The 21,468-nt window shown below is 64.7% G+C and carries 20 protein-coding genes; 11 read left to right on the forward strand and 9 right to left on the reverse strand.

Going from position 1 to position 21,468, the window contains the following annotated elements:
• Positions 1-3 precede the first annotated feature (3 nt).
• The 3 genes from LDO29_RS01575 to LDO29_RS01585 all read right to left on the reverse strand — a co-directional run bounded on the left by LDO29_RS01575 (position 4) and on the right by LDO29_RS01585 (position 3,924).
• Positions 4-1,113, reverse strand: coding sequence for an ABC transporter permease (locus LDO29_RS01575; RefSeq protein ID WP_224078038.1), 1,110 nt, complete (start codon positions 1,111-1,113; stop codon positions 4-6).
• Positions 1,106-2,683: an ABC transporter ATP-binding protein gene (locus LDO29_RS01580; protein ID WP_224078039.1), complete on the reverse strand. Its 1,578-nt coding sequence runs from the start codon at positions 2,681-2,683 to the stop codon at positions 1,106-1,108. Before LDO29_RS01580 ends, LDO29_RS01575 begins: the two co-directional genes overlap by 8 nt.
• A 311-nt stretch (positions 2,684-2,994) precedes the next feature.
• The gene (locus tag LDO29_RS01585) at positions 2,995-3,924 is read right to left on the reverse strand and encodes a pirin family protein (protein WP_224078040.1); all 930 of its coding nucleotides are present in this window, start codon (positions 3,922-3,924) and stop codon (positions 2,995-2,997) included.
• Positions 3,925-4,615: 691 nt separating this feature from the next.
• Between LDO29_RS01585 and LDO29_RS01590 the strand changes: the two genes are divergently transcribed.
• From LDO29_RS01590 to LDO29_RS01610, 5 genes are read left to right on the forward strand one after another with little or no spacing between them, the layout of a single operon-like run.
• On the forward strand, positions 4,616-5,332 hold the full coding sequence (locus LDO29_RS01590) for an ABC transporter permease (RefSeq protein ID WP_290369496.1): 717 nt from the start codon (positions 4,616-4,618) through the stop codon (positions 5,330-5,332).
• 23 nt (positions 5,333-5,355) lie between these two features.
• Positions 5,356-6,303 carry a glycine betaine ABC transporter substrate-binding protein gene (locus LDO29_RS01595; protein WP_224078041.1) on the forward strand — a complete coding sequence of 316 codons (948 nt, stop codon included), beginning with the start codon at positions 5,356-5,358 and terminating at the stop codon, positions 6,301-6,303.
• A 10-nt stretch (positions 6,304-6,313) separates the two neighbouring features.
• Positions 6,314-6,964, forward strand: coding sequence for an ABC transporter permease (locus LDO29_RS01600; protein WP_224078042.1), 651 nt, complete (start codon positions 6,314-6,316; stop codon positions 6,962-6,964).
• Positions 6,961-8,127: an osmoprotectant ABC transporter ATP-binding protein OsmV gene (locus LDO29_RS01605; RefSeq protein ID WP_224078043.1), complete on the forward strand. Its 1,167-nt coding sequence runs from the start codon at positions 6,961-6,963 to the stop codon at positions 8,125-8,127. The genes LDO29_RS01600 and LDO29_RS01605 overlap by 4 nt, the downstream gene beginning before the upstream one ends.
• Positions 8,128-8,158: 31 nt before the next feature.
• On the forward strand, positions 8,159-8,527 hold the full coding sequence (locus tag LDO29_RS01610) for a hypothetical protein (protein ID WP_224078044.1): 369 nt from the start codon (positions 8,159-8,161) through the stop codon (positions 8,525-8,527).
• Between the two features lie 4 nt (positions 8,528-8,531).
• On the opposite strand, the gene LDO29_RS01615 is transcribed toward LDO29_RS01610, so the two are convergent.
• Positions 8,532-9,917 (reverse strand): heavy metal sensor histidine kinase, encoded by a 1,386-nt coding sequence (locus tag LDO29_RS01615; protein WP_396022612.1) that lies wholly within the window; start codon positions 9,915-9,917, stop codon positions 8,532-8,534.
• Positions 9,917-10,603, reverse strand: coding sequence for a heavy metal response regulator transcription factor (locus LDO29_RS01620; RefSeq protein ID WP_224078046.1), 687 nt, complete (start codon positions 10,601-10,603; stop codon positions 9,917-9,919). Before LDO29_RS01620 ends, LDO29_RS01615 begins: the two co-directional genes overlap by 1 nt.
• A 189-nt stretch (positions 10,604-10,792) precedes the next feature.
• Here LDO29_RS01620 and LDO29_RS01625 point away from each other — a divergent pair, with 189 nt between their 5' ends.
• Genes LDO29_RS01625 through LDO29_RS01645 form a run of 5 tightly spaced genes read left to right on the forward strand, consistent with a single transcriptional unit; the run spans position 10,793 to position 15,465 of the window.
• Positions 10,793-12,559, forward strand: coding sequence for a copper resistance system multicopper oxidase (locus LDO29_RS01625; RefSeq protein ID WP_224078047.1), 1,767 nt, complete (start codon positions 10,793-10,795; stop codon positions 12,557-12,559).
• On the forward strand, positions 12,559-13,581 hold the full coding sequence (locus LDO29_RS01630; RefSeq protein ID WP_224078048.1) for a copper resistance protein B: 1,023 nt from the start codon (positions 12,559-12,561) through the stop codon (positions 13,579-13,581). The genes LDO29_RS01625 and LDO29_RS01630 overlap by 1 nt, the downstream gene beginning before the upstream one ends.
• A gap of 48 nt (positions 13,582-13,629) precedes the next feature.
• Positions 13,630-14,016: a copper homeostasis periplasmic binding protein CopC gene (gene copC / locus LDO29_RS01635; RefSeq protein ID WP_224078049.1), complete on the forward strand. Its 387-nt coding sequence runs from the start codon at positions 13,630-13,632 to the stop codon at positions 14,014-14,016.
• A 4-nt stretch (positions 14,017-14,020) separates the two neighbouring features.
• Complete coding sequence (gene copD / locus LDO29_RS01640; RefSeq protein ID WP_224078050.1) at positions 14,021-14,935, forward strand: copper homeostasis membrane protein CopD; 915 nt, start codon at positions 14,021-14,023, stop codon at positions 14,933-14,935.
• Positions 14,936-14,982: 47 nt separating this feature from the next.
• Positions 14,983-15,465 carry a DUF411 domain-containing protein gene (locus tag LDO29_RS01645; RefSeq protein WP_224078051.1) on the forward strand — a complete coding sequence of 161 codons (483 nt, stop codon included), beginning with the start codon at positions 14,983-14,985 and terminating at the stop codon, positions 15,463-15,465.
• Between the two features lie 28 nt (positions 15,466-15,493).
• On the opposite strand, the gene LDO29_RS01650 is transcribed toward LDO29_RS01645, so the two are convergent.
• Positions 15,494-16,513, reverse strand: a complete 1,020-nt coding sequence (locus LDO29_RS01650) for an ATP-grasp domain-containing protein (protein ID WP_224078052.1) — start codon at positions 16,511-16,513, stop codon at positions 15,494-15,496.
• A gap of 326 nt (positions 16,514-16,839) precedes the next feature.
• Positions 16,840-17,499, reverse strand: coding sequence for a sugar transferase (locus LDO29_RS01655; protein WP_224078053.1), 660 nt, complete (start codon positions 17,497-17,499; stop codon positions 16,840-16,842).
• A gap of 404 nt (positions 17,500-17,903) precedes the next feature.
• On the opposite strand from LDO29_RS01655, the gene LDO29_RS01660 reads away from it, so the two are divergent.
• Entirely contained in the window at positions 17,904-19,244 is a 1,341-nt protein-coding gene (locus LDO29_RS01660; RefSeq protein WP_224078054.1) for an NAD(P)-binding domain-containing protein, read from the forward strand.
• A gap of 468 nt (positions 19,245-19,712) precedes the next feature.
• On the opposite strand, the gene LDO29_RS01665 is transcribed toward LDO29_RS01660, so the two are convergent.
• Both LDO29_RS01665 and LDO29_RS01670 read right to left on the reverse strand, forming a co-directional pair.
• Complete coding sequence (locus LDO29_RS01665) at positions 19,713-20,477, reverse strand: NYN domain-containing protein (protein ID WP_253074099.1); 765 nt, start codon at positions 20,475-20,477, stop codon at positions 19,713-19,715.
• A gap of 308 nt (positions 20,478-20,785) precedes the next feature.
• Positions 20,786-21,373 (reverse strand): hypothetical protein, encoded by a 588-nt coding sequence (locus LDO29_RS01670; RefSeq protein ID WP_224078056.1) that lies wholly within the window; start codon positions 21,371-21,373, stop codon positions 20,786-20,788.
• Between the last annotated feature and the right edge of the window lie 95 nt (positions 21,374-21,468).

Raw genomic sequence — 21,468 nt, forward strand, 5'->3', positions numbered from 1 at the left:
CGCTCAGGCTGCCGTGGCGCGCCAGCGCAGGCGGTTTTCAATAAGGGTGTCGCAGGCCAGCAGGAAGAACAGCAGCATGCCCTGGAATACCCAGCCGATGGCCGACGGCAGGCCGAGGCGCGACTGCGCCATCTCGCCGCCGATATAGAACAGCGACATCATGATGCCGCCGAACACGGTGCCGACCGGGTGCAGGCGCCCGACGAACGCCACGATGATGGCGGTGAAGCCATAGCCCGGCGAGATCGACGGCAGCAGCTGGCCGATCGGGCCCGTAACTTCGAACGCGCCGGCCAGGCCCGCTGTGGCGCCCGAGATCAGCAGTGCGCTCCACAGCGCGCTGCGCGACGAGAAGCCCGCATAGCGCGCCGCGGCCGGCGCGGTGCCGCCCACCTGCAGGCGATAGCCGGCAAAGCTGCGGAATACGAAGACCGTCATCACCGCTACCAGCACCAGCATCACGGCAAAGCCCGCATGCAGGCGTGAGCCGGACATCAGGTTCGGCAGCAGGTATTCGGACGAGAACACCTTGGACTGCGGGAAGTTCATGCCGTTGGGATCTTTCAGCGGCCCGTTGACCACCCACAGCATCAGCTGCTGCGCGATATAGGTGAGCATCAGCGAGACCAGGATCTCGTTGGCATTGAAGCGATCCTTGAGCAGCGCCGTGAGCGAGGCCCAGACCATGCCGCCGATCACGCCGGCGAGCGATGCCAGCACCAGTACCACGGTGCCGTTCAGCGTCTGGCCCGGCACGTCGAAGAACAGGACTGTGGCGCCGGCGAAGATGCCGCCGAGAATCAACTGGCCGTCCGCGCCGATATTCCAGATATTGGCCCGGTAGCAGACCGACAGGCCCAGCGCGCACAGCACCAGCGGCACGGTCTTGAGCAGCACCTCGCCGATGGCGCGCTTGTCCCTGAGCGGGTCGGCCAGGAACACCTTGAGCGCGGCCATCGGGTCCTTGCCAAGCGCCAGGAACAGCAGCGCGCCGAACAGCAGCGTGAGCGCGAGCGCGATCACCGGCGAAGCATAGGCCATGGTCCGCGACGGCAGGCCGCGCGGCGCGAGCGTGATGGGGGAGCGGGGCAGGAGCGAGCGCAGTTCAGCCATGGCTGGCCACCTCCGCTGCCTGGGCGTGGCGCGCCTGCGCCGGCCCGCCTTCCCACAGGCCGCTCATCCACAGCCCGATCTGTTCGCGCGTGGCGGTCTCGGCCGGGATGGACGGCGACAGGTGGCCCTTGGCGATCACGTGCAGCCGGTTGCAGATCGCGAACAGCTCGTCGAGTTCTTCCGATACCACCAGGATGGCGCAGCCGGTGGCCTTGAGCGCCAGGATCTCGTTGTGGATCTGCGCGGCCGCGCCAACGTCCACGCCCCAGGTCGGTTGCGCCACGATCAGCACCTTCGGGCCGCTTTCGATCTCGCGGCCGACGATGAATTTCTGCAGGTTGCCGCCGGACAGGCTGCGGGCCAGCGCGTCTGGGCCGCTGGCCTTGACGCGGAAGCGGTTGATGATGGCCGCCGCCAGTCCGCCGGCCGCCCGCGGCGAGATCATGCCTTGGCGCACGTACGGCGGCGCCTGGTGCGACAGCAGCGTGTTCGATGCCAGGCTCATGCCCGGCACCGCGCCGCGCCCGAGCCGCTCTTCGGGCACGAAGGCCAGTCCAGCGCGCCGGCGCTGTCTCGCGTCGAGCCGGCCCACGGGCTTGCCGGCCAGCCGCACGGCCGGACCGGCCACGCGCATGTCCTCGCCGGACAGCGCGGCTAGCAGTTCCTGCTGCCCGTTGCCTGACACACCGGCAATGCCGACGATCTCGCCGGCATGCACGTCGAGCGAAATCTGCTGCAGTTCGGTCGCGAAGGCGTGCGCGCGCGGCAGCGACAGTTCCTGCACGCTCAGGCGCACCTCGCCGCGCTGCGCGGCCACGCGCGCTTCGCGCGGCGGCTCGCCGCCGATCATCAGCCGCGACAGCGAGGCCGCGCTTTCCTGGCGCGGGTCACACACGCCGGTGACCTTGCCCATGCGCATCACGGTGGCGTGATGGCAGAGCGCGCGGATCTCGTCGAGCTTGTGGCTGATGTAGAGGATGCTCGTGCCTTCTGCCGCAAGCTGGCGCAGCGTGACGAACAGCGTTTCCACGGCCTGCGGCGTCAGCACCGAAGTCGGTTCGTCCAGGATCAGCAGCTGCGGGTTGGCCAGCAGCGCACGCACGATTTCCACGCGCTGCCGCTCGCCGACCGACAGCGTGTGGACATGGCGGTTGGGTTCCAGCGGAAGGCCATAACGTTCGGCGGTGGCGCGGATGCGCTCGGCCAGTTGCTTCATGCTGCTGGCCGCGCCCTTGTGTCCGCCGGGCAGGCCCAGCGCGATGTTCTCGGTCACGGTCAGGGTGTCGAACAGCGAGAAGTGCTGGAACACCATGGCGATGCCCAGGTTGCGGGCGTCATGCGGGCTGTTGATCGTGACCGGCGCCCCGTTGAAGTGCATCTCGCCAGCGTCGGGGCGGACCGCACCAAAGATGATCTTCATCAGGGTGGATTTGCCGGCACCGTTCTCGCCGAGAACGGCGTGGATTTCGCCGGGGGCGACGCTGAGGCTGATGTCATCGTTCGCGATGACGCCGGGATAGCGCTTGCTGATATGGGCTAGCGCCAGCCTGGGGGGAAGTTGTGGTGTCACTGAGGCGGCTCGGGTTGTTATGGCAGCAACGTGGAAGGCGGGGCAGTCAGCGGGCAGTGCGTGGCGCAGCATCGCCGCGACGCATTGCAGCATTCATCATGATTTCGTGATGCACGATATTGATTACGAATTATATAAGTGCGCGACCCCGTGGCGGCCGGTTTCCGGGGTTTGTCCAAGCGCCGCAACGGTTGGCGGGTGGTTGCAAGTCGCATGCCGGGAAATGCAATGAAAAACCGCCGCCCTCCTTGCGGAGGGCGGCGGTGTGGTGCGGCTGCGGGCCCCGGCACTATCGCCGGGGCAGGCCGGGCTCAGGCCCCTGTGGCGGCCGGGATCGTCGCAAAACGCCCGTCGCGGAAATCCGCCAGCGTCTGGTAGATCTGCTCCTGCGTGTTCATCACGAACGGCCCGTACTGCGCAATCGGCTCGCCCAGCGGCTGGCCCGCGATGAGCAGGAAGCGCGCATCGGACTCGGCGTTGACGATGACGCCGTCAGCCTTTCCCGCGTCGTCGAGCACGCCCATGCGCTGCGACTCGACCACCGCCTTCTCGCTGCCTTCACCGATCGACACCTCGCCCCGGTACACATAGACGAAGGCGTTATGCCTGGCCGGCAGTGCCTGCCGGAACTGCTGGCCGGCAGGCAGGTGCACGTCAAGGTAGATCGGCTCGGTCACCGGCCGCGTCACCGCGCCGGCCACGCCATGCGAAGCGCCAGCCAGCACGCGCACCGTGCCGCCGTTGTCCAGCGCCACCGTCGGGATGGCGGCAGCAGGCATGTCGCGGTACCACGGCGCAGTCATCTTGTCGGCAGCGGGCAGGTTCAGCCAGAGCTGGAAGCCTTCCATGCGGCCGTCTTCCTGCTCGGGCATTTCCGAGTGCACCACGCCGGCGCCTGCGACCATCCACTGGGCGCCGCCGTTTTCCAGCAGGCCTTCATTACCGGCGCTGTCGCGATGGCGCATGCGGCCGGCCAGCATATACGTGATGGTCTCGAAACCGCGGTGCGGGTGATCGGGGAAGCCGCCGATGTAGTCGTCCTTGCTGTCGGTGCCGAAGGCATCAAGCATCAGGAACGGGTCCAGCCGGCGCTGCAGGTTCTGCGTCAGCACGCGCGTCAGCTTGACGCCGGCGCCGTCCGACGTGGCGATGCCGCGCACGACACGGTCCACCGTGCGCGAACGCTGCACGGATTCCTGCGCGGTGGCCGGAATGGTGGCGATAAGGTTGCGGGTGTCCATGATTCTTTCTCCGGTTGGCGGGCCGGCTGGCGGGGCATCGCTGCCCCGATCCTTCGGTCCGTCGTGTTCAGCTACACCGACAATGTAGAGGTTTGGCGGGGAAAGAGTAGAGGGCGGGTGGGCAACAGATTGTTCCATCCATACACGCAATGCGCTTCGATTCGAGCTAGCGGTGGCAACGGTCGGAGTCGCTTTTTCGAGCCGGTTCGACTGGTCTCCAGAGGCCACGAGAACTGCGCGAAAAACCCATACGAAAAGCCGTGAGATAGGCGAAGATGACAAAATCGATGAAGATGCGTATGATAGCGCTCTCTTTGTCATCCGTTGCCGTGGATTGACTCGCCTGGCGCACCCGCCAGGCCTTGCCTGGCAACGGCCAATGAATTCGGCGGCGCGTCGACCTCTTCACTTTCAGCGCTGCCCTGGCCACCTGGCTTCCGGTGATCGACCGGCCCGGGTGCGCTGCTTCAGGGACCCCGCGGGCACAACGCCCCCGGCATCCCGTCAATCGGACTTTCCGCCCACGGTGTGGAGGTCCAAAAGCCCGTCCGCTGGCAATCGTGCCGGTCATGGCGGCAATGCAATCTGAATCGGGACGGCGGCTCCCCACTTCACGGCCGCCCAGCCCATATTGTTTTCCGCGATCGAAAAGTGGATTTCTATTCGCTTTCCGTTCGTGGCGAGGGGGGATATGTCAAAGCAAACCATGCGTGTGTTTGCCTGGGGATGCCTGACCATGCTGGCGCTGGGTGGCCTGGTCGCCTGGATCGGCATGGACGTCATCCGCCAGCACCAGGATCGCCTGCTCTATGACGTGGCCGACCACCTGAGGCTGGTTGCGTTTTCGATGGCGCTTGCGCTGGCCACCGGCATTCCGGCCGGCATCGCGCTGAGCCGTCCGTGCATGCGCCGCTGGGCAGACCGGCTGATGCAGGTCTTCAACGTCGGCAACACGGTGCCGTCGCTCGCGGTACTCGCGCTGGCGCTGGCCGTGCTCGGCATCGGCGAGCGGCCCGCCATCCTGGCGCTGTGGCTGGCGTCGTTGCTGCCGATCGTGCGCAATACTTACGAGGGCCTGCGCAACGTTTCGCCCACGCTGCTCGAAGCTGCGCGCGGCATCGGCATGACGCCGTGCCAGCGGCTGTTGCGCGTGGAACTGCCGAATGCGCTGCCGGTAATGCTGGCAGGCATCCGCATCAGCCTGGTGATCAACGTGGGCACGGTGCCGCTGTCGTTCCTGATCGGCGCCAACAGCCTGGGCGAGCTGATCTTCCCGGGCATCTACCTGAACAACCAGCCGCTGCTGCTGCTCGGCGCAGCCGCCACGGCATTGCTGGCACTGGCGCTGGACGCGCTGTTCGCGGGCGCCGGCAACCTGTACCTGCGCCGGCGTGGCCTGGCGCGCTGAGCGCCGGCCGAGAGGAGAAACCCATGGAACCGAAACGAGACCGCGAACGCCGCGCCTTCTGGGCCTTCATGCTCGTGGGCACCGTGCTGGCCGCCGTGCTGCTGAGCTCCGCGCCGGCCCGGGCGCAGGCGCCCGCCGCTGAAGCCGCGCCGGTGCGCGTGGGCGGCAAGAATTTCACCGAGCAGCTGATCCTGTCGTCGATGACGTCGCAATACCTGCGCGCCAAAGGCATCGGCACCGAACTGACCGCCGGCCTGGGCAGCACGCTGATGCGCCAGGCGCTGGAGAACGGCCAGCTCGACGTGGTGTGGGATTACACCGGCACGGCGCTGATTGTTTTCAACAAGGTCGAGGAAAAGCTCGACGCCAAGGACAGCTATGCACGCGTGAAGGCGCTGGATGCCGCGCGCGGGCTGGTGTGGCTGGAGCCGTCGGGCATCAACAACACCTATGCGCTGGCCATGCCGAAGGCGCGCGCTCAGGCGGCTGGCGTGACCACGCTGTCGGCCTATGCCGGGAAGATGCGCAAGGGCGGCGAGGACACGCAACATCCGTTTGCCGTCGACATGGAATTCGCCGCGCGCCCGGACGGCCTGGAGCCGCTCAAGGCCATGTACAAGCTGCCGTTCACGCGCCGCGACGTGATCCAGCTCGATCCGGGCCTGGTCTATACGGCGCTGAAGAACAACCAGGTCGACCTGGGACTGGTGTACACGACCGACGGCCGCGTGAAGGGCTTCGAACTCGTGCTGCTTGAAGACGACCTGCATTTCTTCCCGGACTACAGCGCAGTGCCCGTGGTGCGCCAGGCCGCGCTCGACAAGCACCCGGAACTCGCCACGCTGCTCAACGCGCTGGCGGCGAAGCTCGACAACGCAACCATGACCGAAATGAACTACCAGGTGGACATCGGCCAGCAACCGGTGGACAAGGTGGCGGCAGACTTCCTGCGCAGCCATGGTCTGATCTGATGAGGCGCGCATGGACTTGCTGACCTATCTCCAACATAGCTGGCCGACGCTGCTGAAACTCACCGCCGAACACCTGGCGCTCGTGGGTTCGGCCGTGGGCATGGCGATCCTGATCGGCGTGCCGCTGGGCATCGCCATCACGCGCTTCCGCTGGCTGGCTACGCCGCTGCTGACGCTGGCCACCATTGTGCTGACGCTGCCGTCGATCGCGCTGTTCGGGCTGATGATCCCGATCTTCGCGCGCTTCGGGCATGCGCTCGGCTACGTGCCGGCCGTTACCGCGGTGTTCCTGTACTCGCTGCTGCCGATCATGCGCAACACCTATACCGCGCTGGTCAACGTCGACCCGGGCATCCAGGAAGCCGGGCGCGGCATCGGCATGACGACGTGGCAGCGCATGCGCCGCGTCGACTTGCCGCTGGCCGTGCCGGTGATCCTCGGCGGCGTGCGCACGGCCGTGGTGATGAACATCGGCGTGGCCACCATTGCCGCCATCATCGGCGCGGGCGGCCTCGGCGTGCTGATCCTGCAGGCGATCAGCCAGAGCAATATGAGCAAGCTGGCCGTGGGCGCGGTCCTGGTCAGCGTGCTCGCCATCGTGGCGGATGCCTTCCTGCAGTGGCTGCAGAAGGTACTGACGCCGAAAGGAATCCGACTATGATCGAACTCGACCGACTCACCAAGGCCTTCCCGCAGAAGGACGGCACCGAAGTGCGGGCTGTGGATGCTGTCTCGCTGACAGTGCCGCGTGGGGAAATCTGCGTGTTCCTGGGGCCGTCCGGCTGCGGCAAGACCACCACGCTGAAGATGATCAACCGGCTGATCGAGCCGACCTCGGGCACGGTGCGCATCGATGGCGAGGACACCGTCGGCATCGACGGCGTGGCGCTGCGCCGCAAGATCGGCTATGTGATCCAGCAGATCGGCCTGTTCCCGAACATGACCATCGAAGAGAACATCATGGTCGTGCCGCGCATGCTCGGCTGGGACAAGCGCCGCTGCCACGAGCGCGCGCGCGAGCTGATGTCGATGGTGCAGCTCGACCCCAATCGCATGCTGTCGCGCCATCCGCGCGAACTCTCGGGCGGGCAGCAGCAGCGCATCGGCGTGATCCGCGCGCTCGCGGCCGACGCACCGGTGCTGCTGATGGACGAGCCCTTCGGCGCGGTCGATCCGATCAACCGCGAAAGCATCCAGAACGAATTCCTGCAGATGCAGCGCCAGCTCGGCAAGACCGTGATCATGGTCTCGCACGATATCGACGAGGCCATCAAGCTGGCCGACAAGGTGGCAGTGTTCCGGCGCGGCAAGCTGGTGCAGTTCGATCATCCGGACGCTTTGCTGGCACACCCGGCCGACGAGTTCGTGCAGGCCTTCGTCGGTCACGACAACACGCTCAAGCGCCTGCTGCTCGTGAGTGCCGGCGATGCGGCCACCATGCCGCCGAGCTGCCGGCCCGACATGGCGTTGTCCGAGGCACTCGGCGTGATGGACGACGCCGATGTGCGCCACCTGCCGGTGGTCGACGATGCGCAGCGCGCGCTTGGCTACGTCACGCGGCGCGATGCCCGCGCGGGCAACGGCCGCTGCAGCGACGTGATGCGTGCGTTCCCCGCCACGGCCACGGCCGACGAGCACCTGCGCATCGTGCTGTCGCGCATGTACCAGCACAACACGAGCTGGCTCCCGGTGGTGGATGCCGACGGCGCGTACCTTGGCGAAGTGACGCAGGATTCGATCGCGGGCTATCTCAGCTCTGGCAGATCGCGCGGCAGCGCGCCGGTCATCCAGCGCCCGCAGGAAGCCTTGCGCGCCGCGGCGTGAGGCCTGGCGCGGTTCGCGCTATGCTGGCGCCATGGTCCGCAATGTCCGCTACTGCCGCTCCCCGCTGTGCCTGGTGATCGAAACCCGCTGGCTCGTGCCACGCGGGTTTGACGGCTTCACACCGGGGCCGCTGATCCTGCTGCGCCCCGGCGCCAGCCAGGCGCTGATCGAGCATGAGAAGGTGCATGTGCGCCAGTTCTGGCGCAGTTGGGGCTTGATGGGCGTGCTCTACCTGCTGAGCCCTCGCTGGCGGCTGCGCTACGAGGTGGAGGCCTACCGAGAGCAATTGCAGCACAGCCCGCCGAGCGCCGCGCGCGCGTTGGCGCGCGTGCTGGCACACAAATACCGGCTCAAGATCACGGAAGACGACGCGTACCGCCTGCTGACTGCGAACGAGTGACAGCTCAGGCCGCCACGGCGGTGGGCAGCGCCTGCCGCCGGAAGGTGAGCGTAAAGCGCGTCTTGCCGCCTGCCGATTGCACGGCAATGGTGCCGCCATGCGCGGCCATGATGGCGCGCGTGATCGACAATCCCAACCCCACGCTGTCCGAATCCGGGCGTACGCGAGATTTGTCGCCACGCGAGAAGCGCTCGAAGATTACCGGCAGCAAGTCCGAACGGATCTCCTGCCCGTCGTTTTCCACGGCAATGGTGACTGCGTCGGCACTGTTGCCAACCTCGATCACGATATTGCCGCCGGGCGGCGTATAGCGCAGCGCGTTGGACAGCAGGTTGCTGAGCGCGCGGCGCAGCATCAGGCGGTCGCCCACGATGTGTCCCTCGCCGCGCAACTGCAGGTGCACGCCCTTGTCCTCGGCCAGTGCGTCATAGAACTCGAACAAGGCGTGGACTTCGACCGCCGCGTCGATCGGCTCTGCACAGGGCAGGGTGAGGCCGTGTTCCATCTGGGCCAGGTAGAGCATGTCCGACACCATGCGTGTCAGGCGCTGGAGTTCTTCGGCATTCGACGCCAGCACATCGCGGTATTTTTCGGCAGCACGCGGCTGCGAGAGCACAACCTGCGTCTGCGTCATCAGGTTGGTGAGCGGCGTACGCAGCTCATGCGCCAGGTCGGACGAGAACTCGGACAGCCGCTCGAAGTCGCGCTGCAAGCGCTCGAACATGGCGTTGAGCGTGCCGGCCAGGTCAGCCATTTCCACCGGTACCGCTTCCACCGGCATGCGCTCGTCGAGCTTGTGCGCGGTCACGGCGCGCGCACGCGCGGCCATGGTGCGCAGCGGTGCCAACCCGCGCCGGGCAGCCCACCAGCCAAGCAGGCCGCTGGCCAGCGCGGCCAGTGCGACGTAGAACACCAGCGAATGGCGGAACGCGCGCATGAAATGGGCGTGGATTTCCGTGTCCATGCCGACCACGATGGTCAGTGGCGCCGGTGCCGGCACAGCGGCGCGCATGCCGCGGTAGCTCTTGCCATCCTGTTCCCATACAAAATGATCGCGGCCGGCCGGCAATACCGACGCCGTGCCGAGCGCAGCGCGGAAATCGAAGCCTTCGCTCGCGTACAGGGTCTGGCCTTCGGCCGTGCTGACATGGGCGATGAATCCGGGATGGTGCTCCAGCGCCACGGCAAGCCGCTCGGGCACCGGCGCCGCGGCGCTTTCGGCGGCGATCCGCTGGATCAGCCGGATGTTGTCGCCAAGGCTCGCAAAGTCCTCTTCCGCGAAATGCCGGTCCATGGCCGTCGCGATCAGGATGCCGAGGCCCAGCAGCACGCCGGCCGACGACAGGCAGAACAGGGCGGTCAGGCGTGTCGTCAGGGAGAAGCGCCGCATCACGCCGTGTCCTTGGGGTCTTCGAGCACGTAGCCCATGCCGCGCACGGTCTGGATCAGCTTGGTGTCGAAATCGTCGTCGATCTTGGCGCGCAGCCGGCGGATGGCGACGTCGATGACATTGCTGTCGCTATCGAAATTCATGTCCCACACCTGCGAGGCGATCAGCGAGCGCGGCAACACCTCGCCGCGCCGGCGCACCAGCAGCTCGAGCAGCGAGAACTCCTTGCTGGTCAGCACGATGCGGCGCCCGCCGCGAGACGCGCGCCGGCGCGCCAGATCCAGCACCAGATCGCCGACCTGCACGCGGTCCACGCTCACCTGCGCGCTGCCACGGCGCAGCAGCGTGCGTACGCGTGCCAGCAACTCGGCAAAGGCAAACGGCTTGACCAGGTAGTCGTCCGCACCGAGCTCCAGCCCCTTGACGCGGTCGGCCACGCTGTCGCGCGCGGTCAGGAACAGCACCGGCACGCGGTTGTCGGCCGCGCGCAGCGTCTGCAGGATGCGCCAGCCGTCCACGTCGGGCAGCATCACGTCCAGGATGATGAGGTCGTAGGCCTCGCTCATGGCCAGGTGGTGGCCGTCCAGGCCGTTGGCGGCCAGGTCCACCACGAAGCCGGCCTCGGTCAGGCCTTGCCGCAGGTACTCGCCGGTTTTGGCCTCGTCTTCCACTACAAGCAGTTTCATCTGCGCTTTCCTCGTTGCCCGATGCGTGCCGCCAGCGACCGGCGACTGTAGCCCAAGGCAATGAACATCAAGATGACGCCAAGATTACCGGAATGTAATTTCGGGGTCATGTGCACGTTCCCTGGCCTTCCGTATGCTTTGTCTGCCGCCCACAAGTGCGGCTATCGACTCTCCAAGGACTGATCTTCCATGCGACGCGACCCCTCCACCGGCCTGCTGCTGCCCAACCTGTCCCGCCGGCGCTTCGTGCAGGGCCTGGCGGCCGGCGGCGTGCTGGCGGGCCTGCCGGCCTGGCAGGGCGCCGCGTGGGCGCAGCCGGCCGCGACGGCTTTCGGCACGGCGCCGGTGCTGCGCGGCACCGAGTTCGACCTCGTGGTCGCCGAATCCGTGGTCAACTTTACCGGCAGCCCCGGCGTGGCCACCACCATCAACGGCATGCTGCCCGGCCCGACGTTGCGCTGGCGCGAAGGCGACACCGTCACCATCCGCGTGACCAACCGCCTGCGCGAACAGACGTCGATCCACTGGCACGGCATCATCCTGCCGTACCAGATGGATGGCGTGCCCGGCATCAGCTTTGGCGGCATTGCCCCGGGCGAGACCTTCACGTACCGGTTCAAGGTCGCGCAAAGCGGCAGCTACTGGTACCACTCGCATTCCGGCTTCCAGGAGATGACCGGGTTGTACGGCGGCATCATCATCGATCCCGCCGGTGAGGACCCGGTGCGGGCCGACCGCGATTACACCGTGCTGCTGTCCGACTGGACCGACGAGGACCCGATGCGCGTGCTGTCGAAGCTGAAGGTCCGGAGCGACTACTACAACTACAACCAGCCGACGGTGGTCGATTTCTTCCGCGACGTGTCGAACGACGGCCTGAAGGCCGCGCTCGACAAGCGCCGCATGTGGAACCAGATGCGTATGAGCCCGACAGACCTTGCGGACCTGTCGGGCGCCACGCTGACCTACTTGGCCAATGGCCTGACGCCGGCCGGCAACTGGACGGGGCAGTTCCGGCCCGGCGAGAAGGTGAGACTGCGGCTGATCAACGGCGCCGGCAATACCTTCTTCGACGTGCGTATCCCGGGCCTGAAGCTGAGGGTGGTGCAGGTCGACGGGATCAACATCGAACCCGTGACGGTCGACGAATTCCGCTTCGGGCCCGGCGAGACCTGCGACGTCGTGGTCGAGCCGCGCGACGAGGCCTACACCATCTTTGCCCAGTCGATGGATCGCACCGGCTATGCCAGGGGCACGCTGAGCGTGCGCGATGGCCTCCAGGCACCGGTGCCCGCACTGGACAAGGCCGAGTGGCTGACGATGGGCGACATGATGGGTGACATGGCGGGCATGGACCACGGCAGCATGGCCATGGATCACAGCCAGCACGCCATGCACGGCGCGGCCGCTGACAACCCGCTCAAGGTCCCGGGCAAGACGGTGCGCCACGCACGCACGGAATACGGGGCGGGCACCGACATGCGCGTGGACACGCCGCGCACGAACCTCGACGACCCCGGCATCGGGCTGCGCAACAACGGACGGCGCGTGCTGACGCTCGCTGATATGCACACGCTCGGCGGCCCACCGGATCCGCGCGGGCCGGGGCGCGAAATCGAACTGCACCTGACCGGCAACATGGAGCGCTACACATGGTCGTTCGACAGCGTCGAGTTCGGCAAATCGACGCCCGTGCATTTCCGCCATGGTGAGCGGCTGCGCGTCATTCTCCACAACGACACCATGATGACCCACCCGATGCACATGCACGGCATGTGGAGCGATCTGGAAGCGCCGGACGGCACGTTCCTGGCGCGCCGTCACACGATCCCGGTGCAGCCGGCACAGCGCATCAGCTTCCTGGTCACGGCGGACGCGCTTGGCCGCTGGGCCTGGCATTGCCACCTGATGCTGCATATGGATGCGGGCATGTTCCGCGAAGTGGTGGTGTCGTGATGGCACGATTCGCACGCAACACGACCGTGCACGCGCACGCCAGGAAGCTGCTCGCCGCGATCCTTGCCGCGGCGGGAATCGGGTCGGCATGGGCGCAGGATCCGCATGCCGGACATCAGCACCAGCACCCATCCAGCAACTCGGGGGCTGCGGCGCCAGTTGCGGAAGAAGATGGCATGGAGGGGATGCAGGGTATGGAAGAGAGCCCCGCGCCCGCCGTGCCAACGCCTCAGCCCAATGCCGCGCCTGCCATGGACCATGGCGACATGAAGATGCAGGGCGGCAGCGCGCCGCCCGATGCTCGCGACCCGCATGCGTACTCCGGCGGCTATCAGCTTGGCACGGGCCAATACGCGCTGGGCACCACGCGCCATCTTCACATGGCCGACGAGCACACGTTCGCCGCAGTGCTGGTCGACAGGCTGGAATGGGCGCATGCCAACGGTGCCAACGCCGCGAACTGGGAAGCGCAGGCATGGTTCGGCGGCACCTACAACCGGCTTGTCATCAAGACCGAAGGCGAAGCCGCGGACGGCAAGGTGCATGACGCCCGCACCGAACTGCTGTGGGGCCACGCGATTGCTCCTTACTGGGACACGCAGCTTGGCTGGCGCAACGATGCCGGCAGCGGGCGCCCGGCACGCAACTGGCTGGCATTCGGTGTGCAGGGCCTGGCGCCATACTGGTTCGAAGTCGATGCCACTGCTTATGTGGGCGACAGCGGACGCACTGCGCTGCGCCTGTCGGCGGAGTACGAACTGCTGATCACGCAGCGCCTGATCCTGCAGCCGCGTATCGAGGCCAATCTGTATGGCAGGAACGATCCGGAGACCGGCACCGGCAGCGGGCTGTCCAACGGTGCCATCGGGCTGCGCCTGCGTTATGAGATCAACCGCCAGTTCGCGCCTTATATCGGTGTAGAGCGGTACCAGACGTTCGGCAATACCTCGGACATGGTCAGGGCCGCTGGCGGCCGCAGTGGCGAGACCCGCTTCGTGGCCGGCGTGCGGCTGTGGTTCTGAGGCGTGCTCTCGCAAGCCAATCATCAAATCGTCATCAAAGGTGCCCCCATGTTCGACATCCGTACCACCGCAAAATCGGTGCTTGCCGTATCGGCCCTGCTTGCCGGAGGCCAGGCCTTCGCCCATCCGCAATTGCTTGCGTCAACACCAGCCGACAGCGCCGAAATCGCCGTGCCGGCGCGGATCGAACTGCAGTTCTCGGAAAGCCTCGTCGCCCGCGTTTCGGGCGCCATGCTGGTCATGACGGGCATGCCCGGCATGGCGGACCATGCACCGATGAACGTGGCCACCCGCGTATCGGCCGGCGACGACCCGAAGACGATGGTGATCACTCCCGCCAGCCCGCTTGTGCCGGGTACCTACCGCGTGGACTGGCGAGCGGTAGCGGCCGACACGCATCCGGTCACCGGCAAGCTCTCGTTCACCGTGAAATAGGCCGATGGACGCTGACTGGGCAACCGTTGCTCTGCGCTATGCGCTGTATGCCGATCTGACGCTGCTGTTCGGCGTGCCGCTCTCGACGATGTGGTTATTGCGTGTCGACGAACACCTCGCCACGCACTGGGCGCGCGTCACCGCATTCGCGGCGGCGGCCGGCATGGTGCTTTCCGCCATCGGCCTGCTGGTCACGGCTACGACCATGACGGGTGCGGAGTCATACCTGGCCATCGACGGCGCAACCGTCCGGATGATCGTGGCCGAGACTGGCATTGGCGTTGCGTGGCAGGTGCGGATGCTGGCGCTGCTGGTTTGCCTGCTTGCAACACTGGCCCCGCGCCATTGGCGGTCGACTCGCGTTGTCCTGCCGCTGGCAGCGGCCGTTGCATTGGCCACGCTGGCCTGGGGCGGGCACGCGGTCATGAACGAAGGCCTGCGGCGCGCCATCCATCTTCCCGGCGATATCGTGCACCTGCTGGCGGCAGGGGCCTGGGTCGGTGCGCTGGCGGTCTTCGTGTGGATGTCATTGCCGAACCAGGCTGTGACAAGCGGCAGCGTGGCTGCGCTGAGCCGCGCAGCGAGCGGATTCGCCCACATCGGTGCCGGCATCGTCGTCGCGCTGGCGGTAACCGGGGCTGGCAACTACATCCTGATCGCCGGGCCGACCCTGTCCGGTTTGCTGTCCACGCGCTACGGCGGGTTGTTGCTTGCCAAGCTGGCGTTGTTTAGCGCGATGCTGGGGCTGGCTGCCATCAATCGCTACCGCCTGGCGCCGCGGCTGGCGCGAGCCGTGCGCACGCGCGACGATGGCACCGCCGTGGTTGCGCTGCGCCGAAGCCTGCGGTGCGAGTCGGCCTGTGCCATGATCCTGCTGTTGCTCGTGGCCTGGCTTGGGACGCTGTCTCCCAGTCACTGATCATGCCGGCCCATCCCATTCCCTGAACCCGCAATCCATTCCGATCCATGAGAGCCGAACCTGTTGCTACCAATTCCCTCCGCCGGACTGTTCTCGCCGCGCTGGCGCTGTTGCCCGCGGCTGCCTGGGCTGGCGCTTCCCAGCCCGCGACCGCGGTCAAAGTGTGGAAATCTCCCACGTGCGGTTGCTGCAAGGACTGGGTGGCGCATTTGCAGGCGAACGGCTTCCTGGTCACGACGTACGAGGTGGATGATCTGCCCGCCGCACGCGGCAAGGCGGGCATGCCTGACCGCTACGGGTCCTGCCATACCGCGGTGGTCGAAGGCTACGCGCTCGAAGGCCATGTGCCGGCGCGCGAGATCCGCCGCCTGCTGCGCGAGCGTCCGGCCGCTGTCGGACTGGCGGTGCCGGGCATGCCGCTGGGATCGCCGGGCATGGACGGGCCGGAATATGGCGGACGCAGGACGCCGTATGACGTGCTGCTGGTGATGCGGGACGGCAAGGCGAAGGTGTTCCAGGCCTATCCCTGACTGCCGGTGAAAGCCGCTGCGGCGGCTTTCATCCCTGGCCGGCTGGCGGCTCCACGCTGGCCAGGAAGTCGCACTTGGCGAATTCGAGCCCGGCCTGATAGCGGATTGCCTCACCCTGGTGCGTGCCGCGCAGGCAGTTCAGCAGCACCCGGATCAGGTTGGCGCCGGCATTGTGGGTAAAGGGATAGCCGCCTCCGAACCTCGGATTCATTTCCAGCAGGTATTGGCGCCCGTCGCGGACGATGACATCGCAGTCGACGTTCCCGATATGCCGCAGTCCATGGCTGATGCGCGAGGCCATGTCGCTGAACGGCTCGCTTTCTACCGTGATGGCGCGGTCGGTCTCGCCGGCCCGCATCGACAGTTTCTTTCGCACGGCCAGCCCGACGGGCCTGGCCTCGAGGTCGTTGAAAATATCGAGACCGTACTCCTGGCCGGAGATCATCTCCTGGATCAGGACCAGCGCATCTTGCTGTCCCATCCGGGCAAACTTTGACTGCAGCCAGATACGCGCGCAATAGGCATGGGCAAAGCGAAGCTCATCGAGGTTCTCGACGCAGAAGATGCCGAAGCTTGCGCTGCCCCATCGCGGCTTGACGACCAGCGGAAAGGTGATGTCTCCAGCCGCAAGTGCATCCTCGGCGCTTTGCAGGGTCGCATAGCTGCGAGGGGTCGATACGCCGATTGACTCGGCGAAGCGGGCCGTCATCAGCTTGTCCGCGCAAAGATGAACGACCTCCGCCGACGAGACAACCGGTACGGTCCCGACCTCGCGAAACCTGCGCGCATGTTCCGCGATGAGCGGAAGTTCAAGATCGTTCAGCGAAAGCAGGGCGGAAATCCGACGGGTCCTGCACACATCAACCAGGAAATCGATGTAGCTCTTGGCATAGATTTCCGGCGCGACCAGGAACATGTCGCACACATTCGCAGCGGGCGCGCTGCGCTGATTGTCCACACCAAGCACCATGCCGGTCCCGTTCAGTTCCGACTTCAGGTACTCGACCAGGTAGCGCCTTCTACCAACGCACGTCAGCAGCACGTTCATGAATGCCCCAGTGCCATTTTGATCACAATGATCCTGTCTGCTTGAGGCAGGTCCGTCTTGTATTTCCCCCGGCGCTTCGCTTGGACGGGGTTTCGGCCCGGCAACTGGATGTGGGGCATGCTTCTCCTGCTACCTTGGTTAAAGGGGGGCTCCGATCGCTGCGGAACTGTGCGGTCCGGTTGCGACCGCCTTCTTGCACGCCTAACGAATAACAGGTGTCATCTAATCAGAACGGCCGGTGGGAAAAAAGCTCGATATGTGCGTTGGTTCACCGAGCCTGGGACCTTGTATTGACCCTATGTCATTGGTTCGGCGACTGCCGTTGCTCACAGCACCGAAGTGGCCGCAATGTGCTGGGCCGATGCCGGTGCGGATTCGCTGGCCTCGGGTTGGGAGCCTGGGCTGCCAGTGAAGTCGGGAACCGTTACATCGCCAGCGGCATTGATACCCTGTCGTCGTATGACGGTGCCGACCGTAAGCCAGATGATCTTCAGGTCCAGCCACAACGAACGGTGATCCACATACCAGGTGTCCAGCCGAAATTTTTCCTCCCACGTTAGCGAGTTTCTCCCGTTTATCTGGGCCCAGCCTGAAATCCCCGGTCGGACCAGATGGCGGCGCGCCTGGTCCGGGGAATAGAAAGGCAGGTACTTCAGGGGCAATGGCCGCGGTCCAATTACGCTCATGGTCCCGATCAGGACGCACCAGAACTGCGGCAATTCATCCAGGCTGGAGCGGCGCAGGAAGCTGCCAAACGGCGTCAGCCTGTCTTCATCCGGCAAGAGTTCACCATCAGGGCCTCGCTCGTCGGTCATGGTTCGGAACTTCACGACCTTGAATGGCTTGCAGTCGAGGCCCACGCGCGTAGGCCGGAACAGCACCGGCTTTCCCAGCTTCCAGCGCACTGCGCCTGCCAGGATCAGCAACGGGATGGCCAGTACCAGCAGGACTATGGCCGAGAAAACTATGTCGAACAAGCGCTTCATGGTCGATCCGTCCGGAGCATGAGATAGCGGAATTTGCGGACGTGCGCTGACTGATCCCGAATTTCGCCAGAGTCTATCTAACCAAGGCGCGGCATGCCTGTGAAGCGGCCAATGTGGCCAGGCCCACGTTGGCAGCGCTGGCCGTGCAGCGTTGCGTCTCCGGTTTGCGCGTGTCGGTGCTTGCGCAAGCGGTATGGCTGGCCAATGAAGAGGGTCCGGAAATGGGATCCGGAAATGGAGTGTGCGCACCCGTACGGACGGCATGGCGAGCCGGTTCCAGACTGCGGCAATCCAGGCTGCGTGACGTGACCTGAGCACTTGAATCCACTGTCCGGCTTGTCCAGGCAGTGGCCCGCCCCACGCGGCGACGTGATTGCCGGGCGAACTTAACGGGAAGAGCAATAATGATCTCCTCCACGGATACTGTCATTGTCGGGGCTGGTCCCTATGGATTGTCGACCTCGGCCTATCTGACAGAAGCTGGCGTGCCCCATCAGGTCCTCGGGCTCCCCATGCACGCCTGGAAGAATTTCACGCCGCCCGGGATGCTTTTGCGCTCCGAGGCATTTGCCTCGAATCTCTATGCCCCTGGCGGTGGATACACGGTCGAAGACTATTGCCGGCACATTCATATGGAATACAAGCCGGTTGGCTTGCATCTTCCGGTGGAAATGTTCGTGGATTACGGGCAATGGTTCCAGTCGGAACTGGTCGCGCACATCCGGCCGGTTGAAGTGCAAGACATGTGCCGCAAGGACGGGTACTTCCGGCTGGGCCTGAGCGATGGAAGTTCGCTGGTGGCCAGGCGCGTCGTTCTTTCGCTGGGCCTGAAGGCGTTCGGGCAGGCGCCTTCGGCGCTGCGTGGCGTGCCAAAACCCTACGTGCTGCATTCCGGGGACTTTGGCGACGCAATGTGGGCGAGGGGCAAGGAGATCGTCATCGTCGGCGGAGGACAGTCGGCAATCGGGCTGGCGGCGCTGATGGGGCAGGTCGGGGCGCGGGTACGCCTGCTCGTACGCGGCGAGGCGGTGAACTGGAGCAAGGAACCGCGGACTTCCAGCGGAATCATGTCCCGGTTGCTCCGGGCGCGTGTCGGCCTGGGGCGTGGATGGGATTCGAACAAGCCGTGGTTGCTCGCGATGTCCTACATGTTGTCCGAGTATCCCGCCTCGTTCCACAAGTTGAGCCTTCAACATCGACAAAGGATCCTGGAGACGTCATGGGGGCCATCCGGTGCGTGGTGGCTGCGCGATCGTGTCGAGGGAAAGATCGAGATCTCGACGCGGACCGAGGTGAGTCACGCTGAAGTCAGGAGTGGCCGGGTCGTGCTGGAGGTCGATTCCGGCAACGGTACATCCGCCATCAGTGCCGATCATGTCGTGCTTGCGACCGGCTTCAAGGTGGATATGGCGAGGCACGCCTTTATTTCGTCGGAAATCCTGAGCTCTCTTTCCCTCATTGACGGCTCGCCGGACCTGACATCGAATTTCGAAACCAGCGTGCGGGACCTGTATGTGCTCGGGCCTGCGGCTGCGATGAGCTTTGGCCCGGCGCTGCGCTTCATCTACGGTGCCCGCTGCGCCGTGCCACGTGTGGCACGCCATATCGGCGGGCGATTCAAGCGGGAGGCCGGAAGGTTCGCGGCACCGCCGCACGCCGCGACACCGGAACTGGCCAATGGGCATGCCGGTAGCGGTGTACATGCCGGAGGGGTTCTGCAGGCCGTAGAGCGCAATGCGGAGTAGTGCCCGAGGCCACGCGGGTGCGGATCGGGATCGGATTCTCTGATCCGCGGCCCGAACCCTATGCTCTCCAAAGGGCAAGCGCGCCAATGTTCAGGGCCATCGAAACAACGATGCAGGGAAGGGAATGGCGGAAGCGGTGAGATTCGGCGTCTGAAGTAAAAAGTCGTTCTAACTCAAGGAGTTTCAACGATGCTCGAAACGCTCTGTGTACCAGCCATGTGGACCAGGAATTGTACCACTACAGCAGCCCCGGAACTTGCTTCATCTTTGGTCAACCGAGACAGCTGTCAGGCTCTGCGGCCAGGTGCTGGAAGGTCTGACACTGTAGCTGCCCACCTTGGCCAGCAAAGCCTGTACGTTGGGAGCATCTACCCGCAACTGCGAAAAATTCCTTCCGACCAAGACGAACTTGGTCTGAGGGAAGTGGTCTGCCGCCGGGCTCCGTCACTTAGCCCGCACAGCCTGTGTTTATCTCGGCTTCAGGTAGAGCTGCTTCTGCTCACGGCCTGGCACAGTCCGCTCATCAGTCATGAATATGTCCTGCCGCGACTTAACTAGGTCGGACAGCTTCTTGAAACCATACACGCGGGAATCAAAGTCGGGCTGCAGCTTTGTGAGGTAGCTACCGAACGTACCCAGATGCGCCCACCCACTTTCGTCGGATGATTGTTCCAGCGCCGAAAGCATGAACTTCCGCGGGAGCTGCGGCTTCTCTGGTGTCGCGGCGGTTGTCACCCGGATTGTCGTACCGGAGGCTGCGGCGACCCCAGCCGCTTCGGTCTTTGGGTCGGATACTTTTTCAGGTTCCGGCTGTGTTGGCCGCAGAACCTCGGTGAGGATGAACTTGTGGCACGCATTGCGGAACGCGTCCGGCGTCTTATTCTCTCCAAAGCCCATCACAACCAAGCCCTCTTCCCGAAGCCGGGTTGCGAGGCCCGTAAAGTCACTGTCACTGGTTACCAAGCAGAACCCATCGAAGCGACGAGTGTAGAGCAAGTCCATCGCGTCGATGATGAGAGTGCTATCAGTGGCGTTCTTGCCTGTGCTGTAGGCAAACTGCTGCACCGGCTTGATGGCGTACTTGTGAAGCACCTTCTTCCACGATGCGCTGTTGGACGAAGTGAAGTCGCCGTAGATTCGCTTCACAGTGGCCTCGCCGAACCGGGCGACCTCACCAAGAATCCCCTCGATGACGGCAGCCTGTGCATTGTCCGCGTCGATGAGGACGGCCAAGCGCAGAGTCGGTTCTTCGGCTTCGATTTTGGCTACAAGTCTTGGGGTTGACATCGCTCGAGGAAATTGAGATTGGGCTTCCAGAATAACGCAATTCCCTTGCTCGATGGCCCAACCCGCGTGAAGGAGCGTAGGTGTTCCTGACTCCGTGAACTGGGGGATTTCCTAGTCGGGCAAGCGATGATGCAAGCGTCAGGCAACCCCCGCTAACCGACTCAGCGACGGCTGCGTAGGCGCTTGATGTGAAAGCCTGCAGGGGAGGCAGGCATCCACTCAAGCGGTCCAAGGCAAGTCCAGGAAGCGATAACTTACTGGTAGTTCTTAATTTTCGTGAACAGCCAAGTGTTGGCAGGGCGTTTGTCATCCTTGCCGACTTGAACGTCCTTCTTTACAAGTTGTACTTTATAAATGGTCTTCAGGCTCGGGCAGCAGTTCGCATCGCTGCTGCTATATTCCAGACCCGTCGCCTGCAACTGCCCATCCTTGATATACAAGCTCGTGATGGCACGAGGAGCTCCCACCGTTGCGACAGCTGGTGCTGAGAGCTCAGGGCGAACTCGCAAATCCTCTGCTCGCTGGGCGCCGTCCATAGACCTATAGTCCATTTCCGCATTCCCGACAACGACCAGATGTGCTGCAGAGGTTCCCGAGCCCCCCGCGCACTGCAAATCCGACTCGACTGCAGCCACGTAATATGAGTTGAGATTACTTTCGGAATTGGAGCCGGAATCTGTGATTCTAGCGATGTTCCTAGGGCCGACTTTTTCCACAGAGCATCCGAGGGTTCCGATATATCGCTCCGCAAGGGCTTTTGCAACCTTGGAGTTATCTTCGGCCATCGAAGTGTGCGAGAACGCTGCTGTCATAATGCCAACTGCCAGCATCTTACTGTTCATTATTACTCCCGATTTATATATTTTCTATTTCACGCAGCCAAGAAGCTTATCAACCCATCCATCAAAATCAAAAATGCAGCGAAGAAATATTATGG

It is taken from the genome of Cupriavidus laharis (assembly GCF_914271435.1).
GTDB lineage: Bacteria > Pseudomonadota > Gammaproteobacteria > Burkholderiales > Burkholderiaceae > Cupriavidus > Cupriavidus laharis.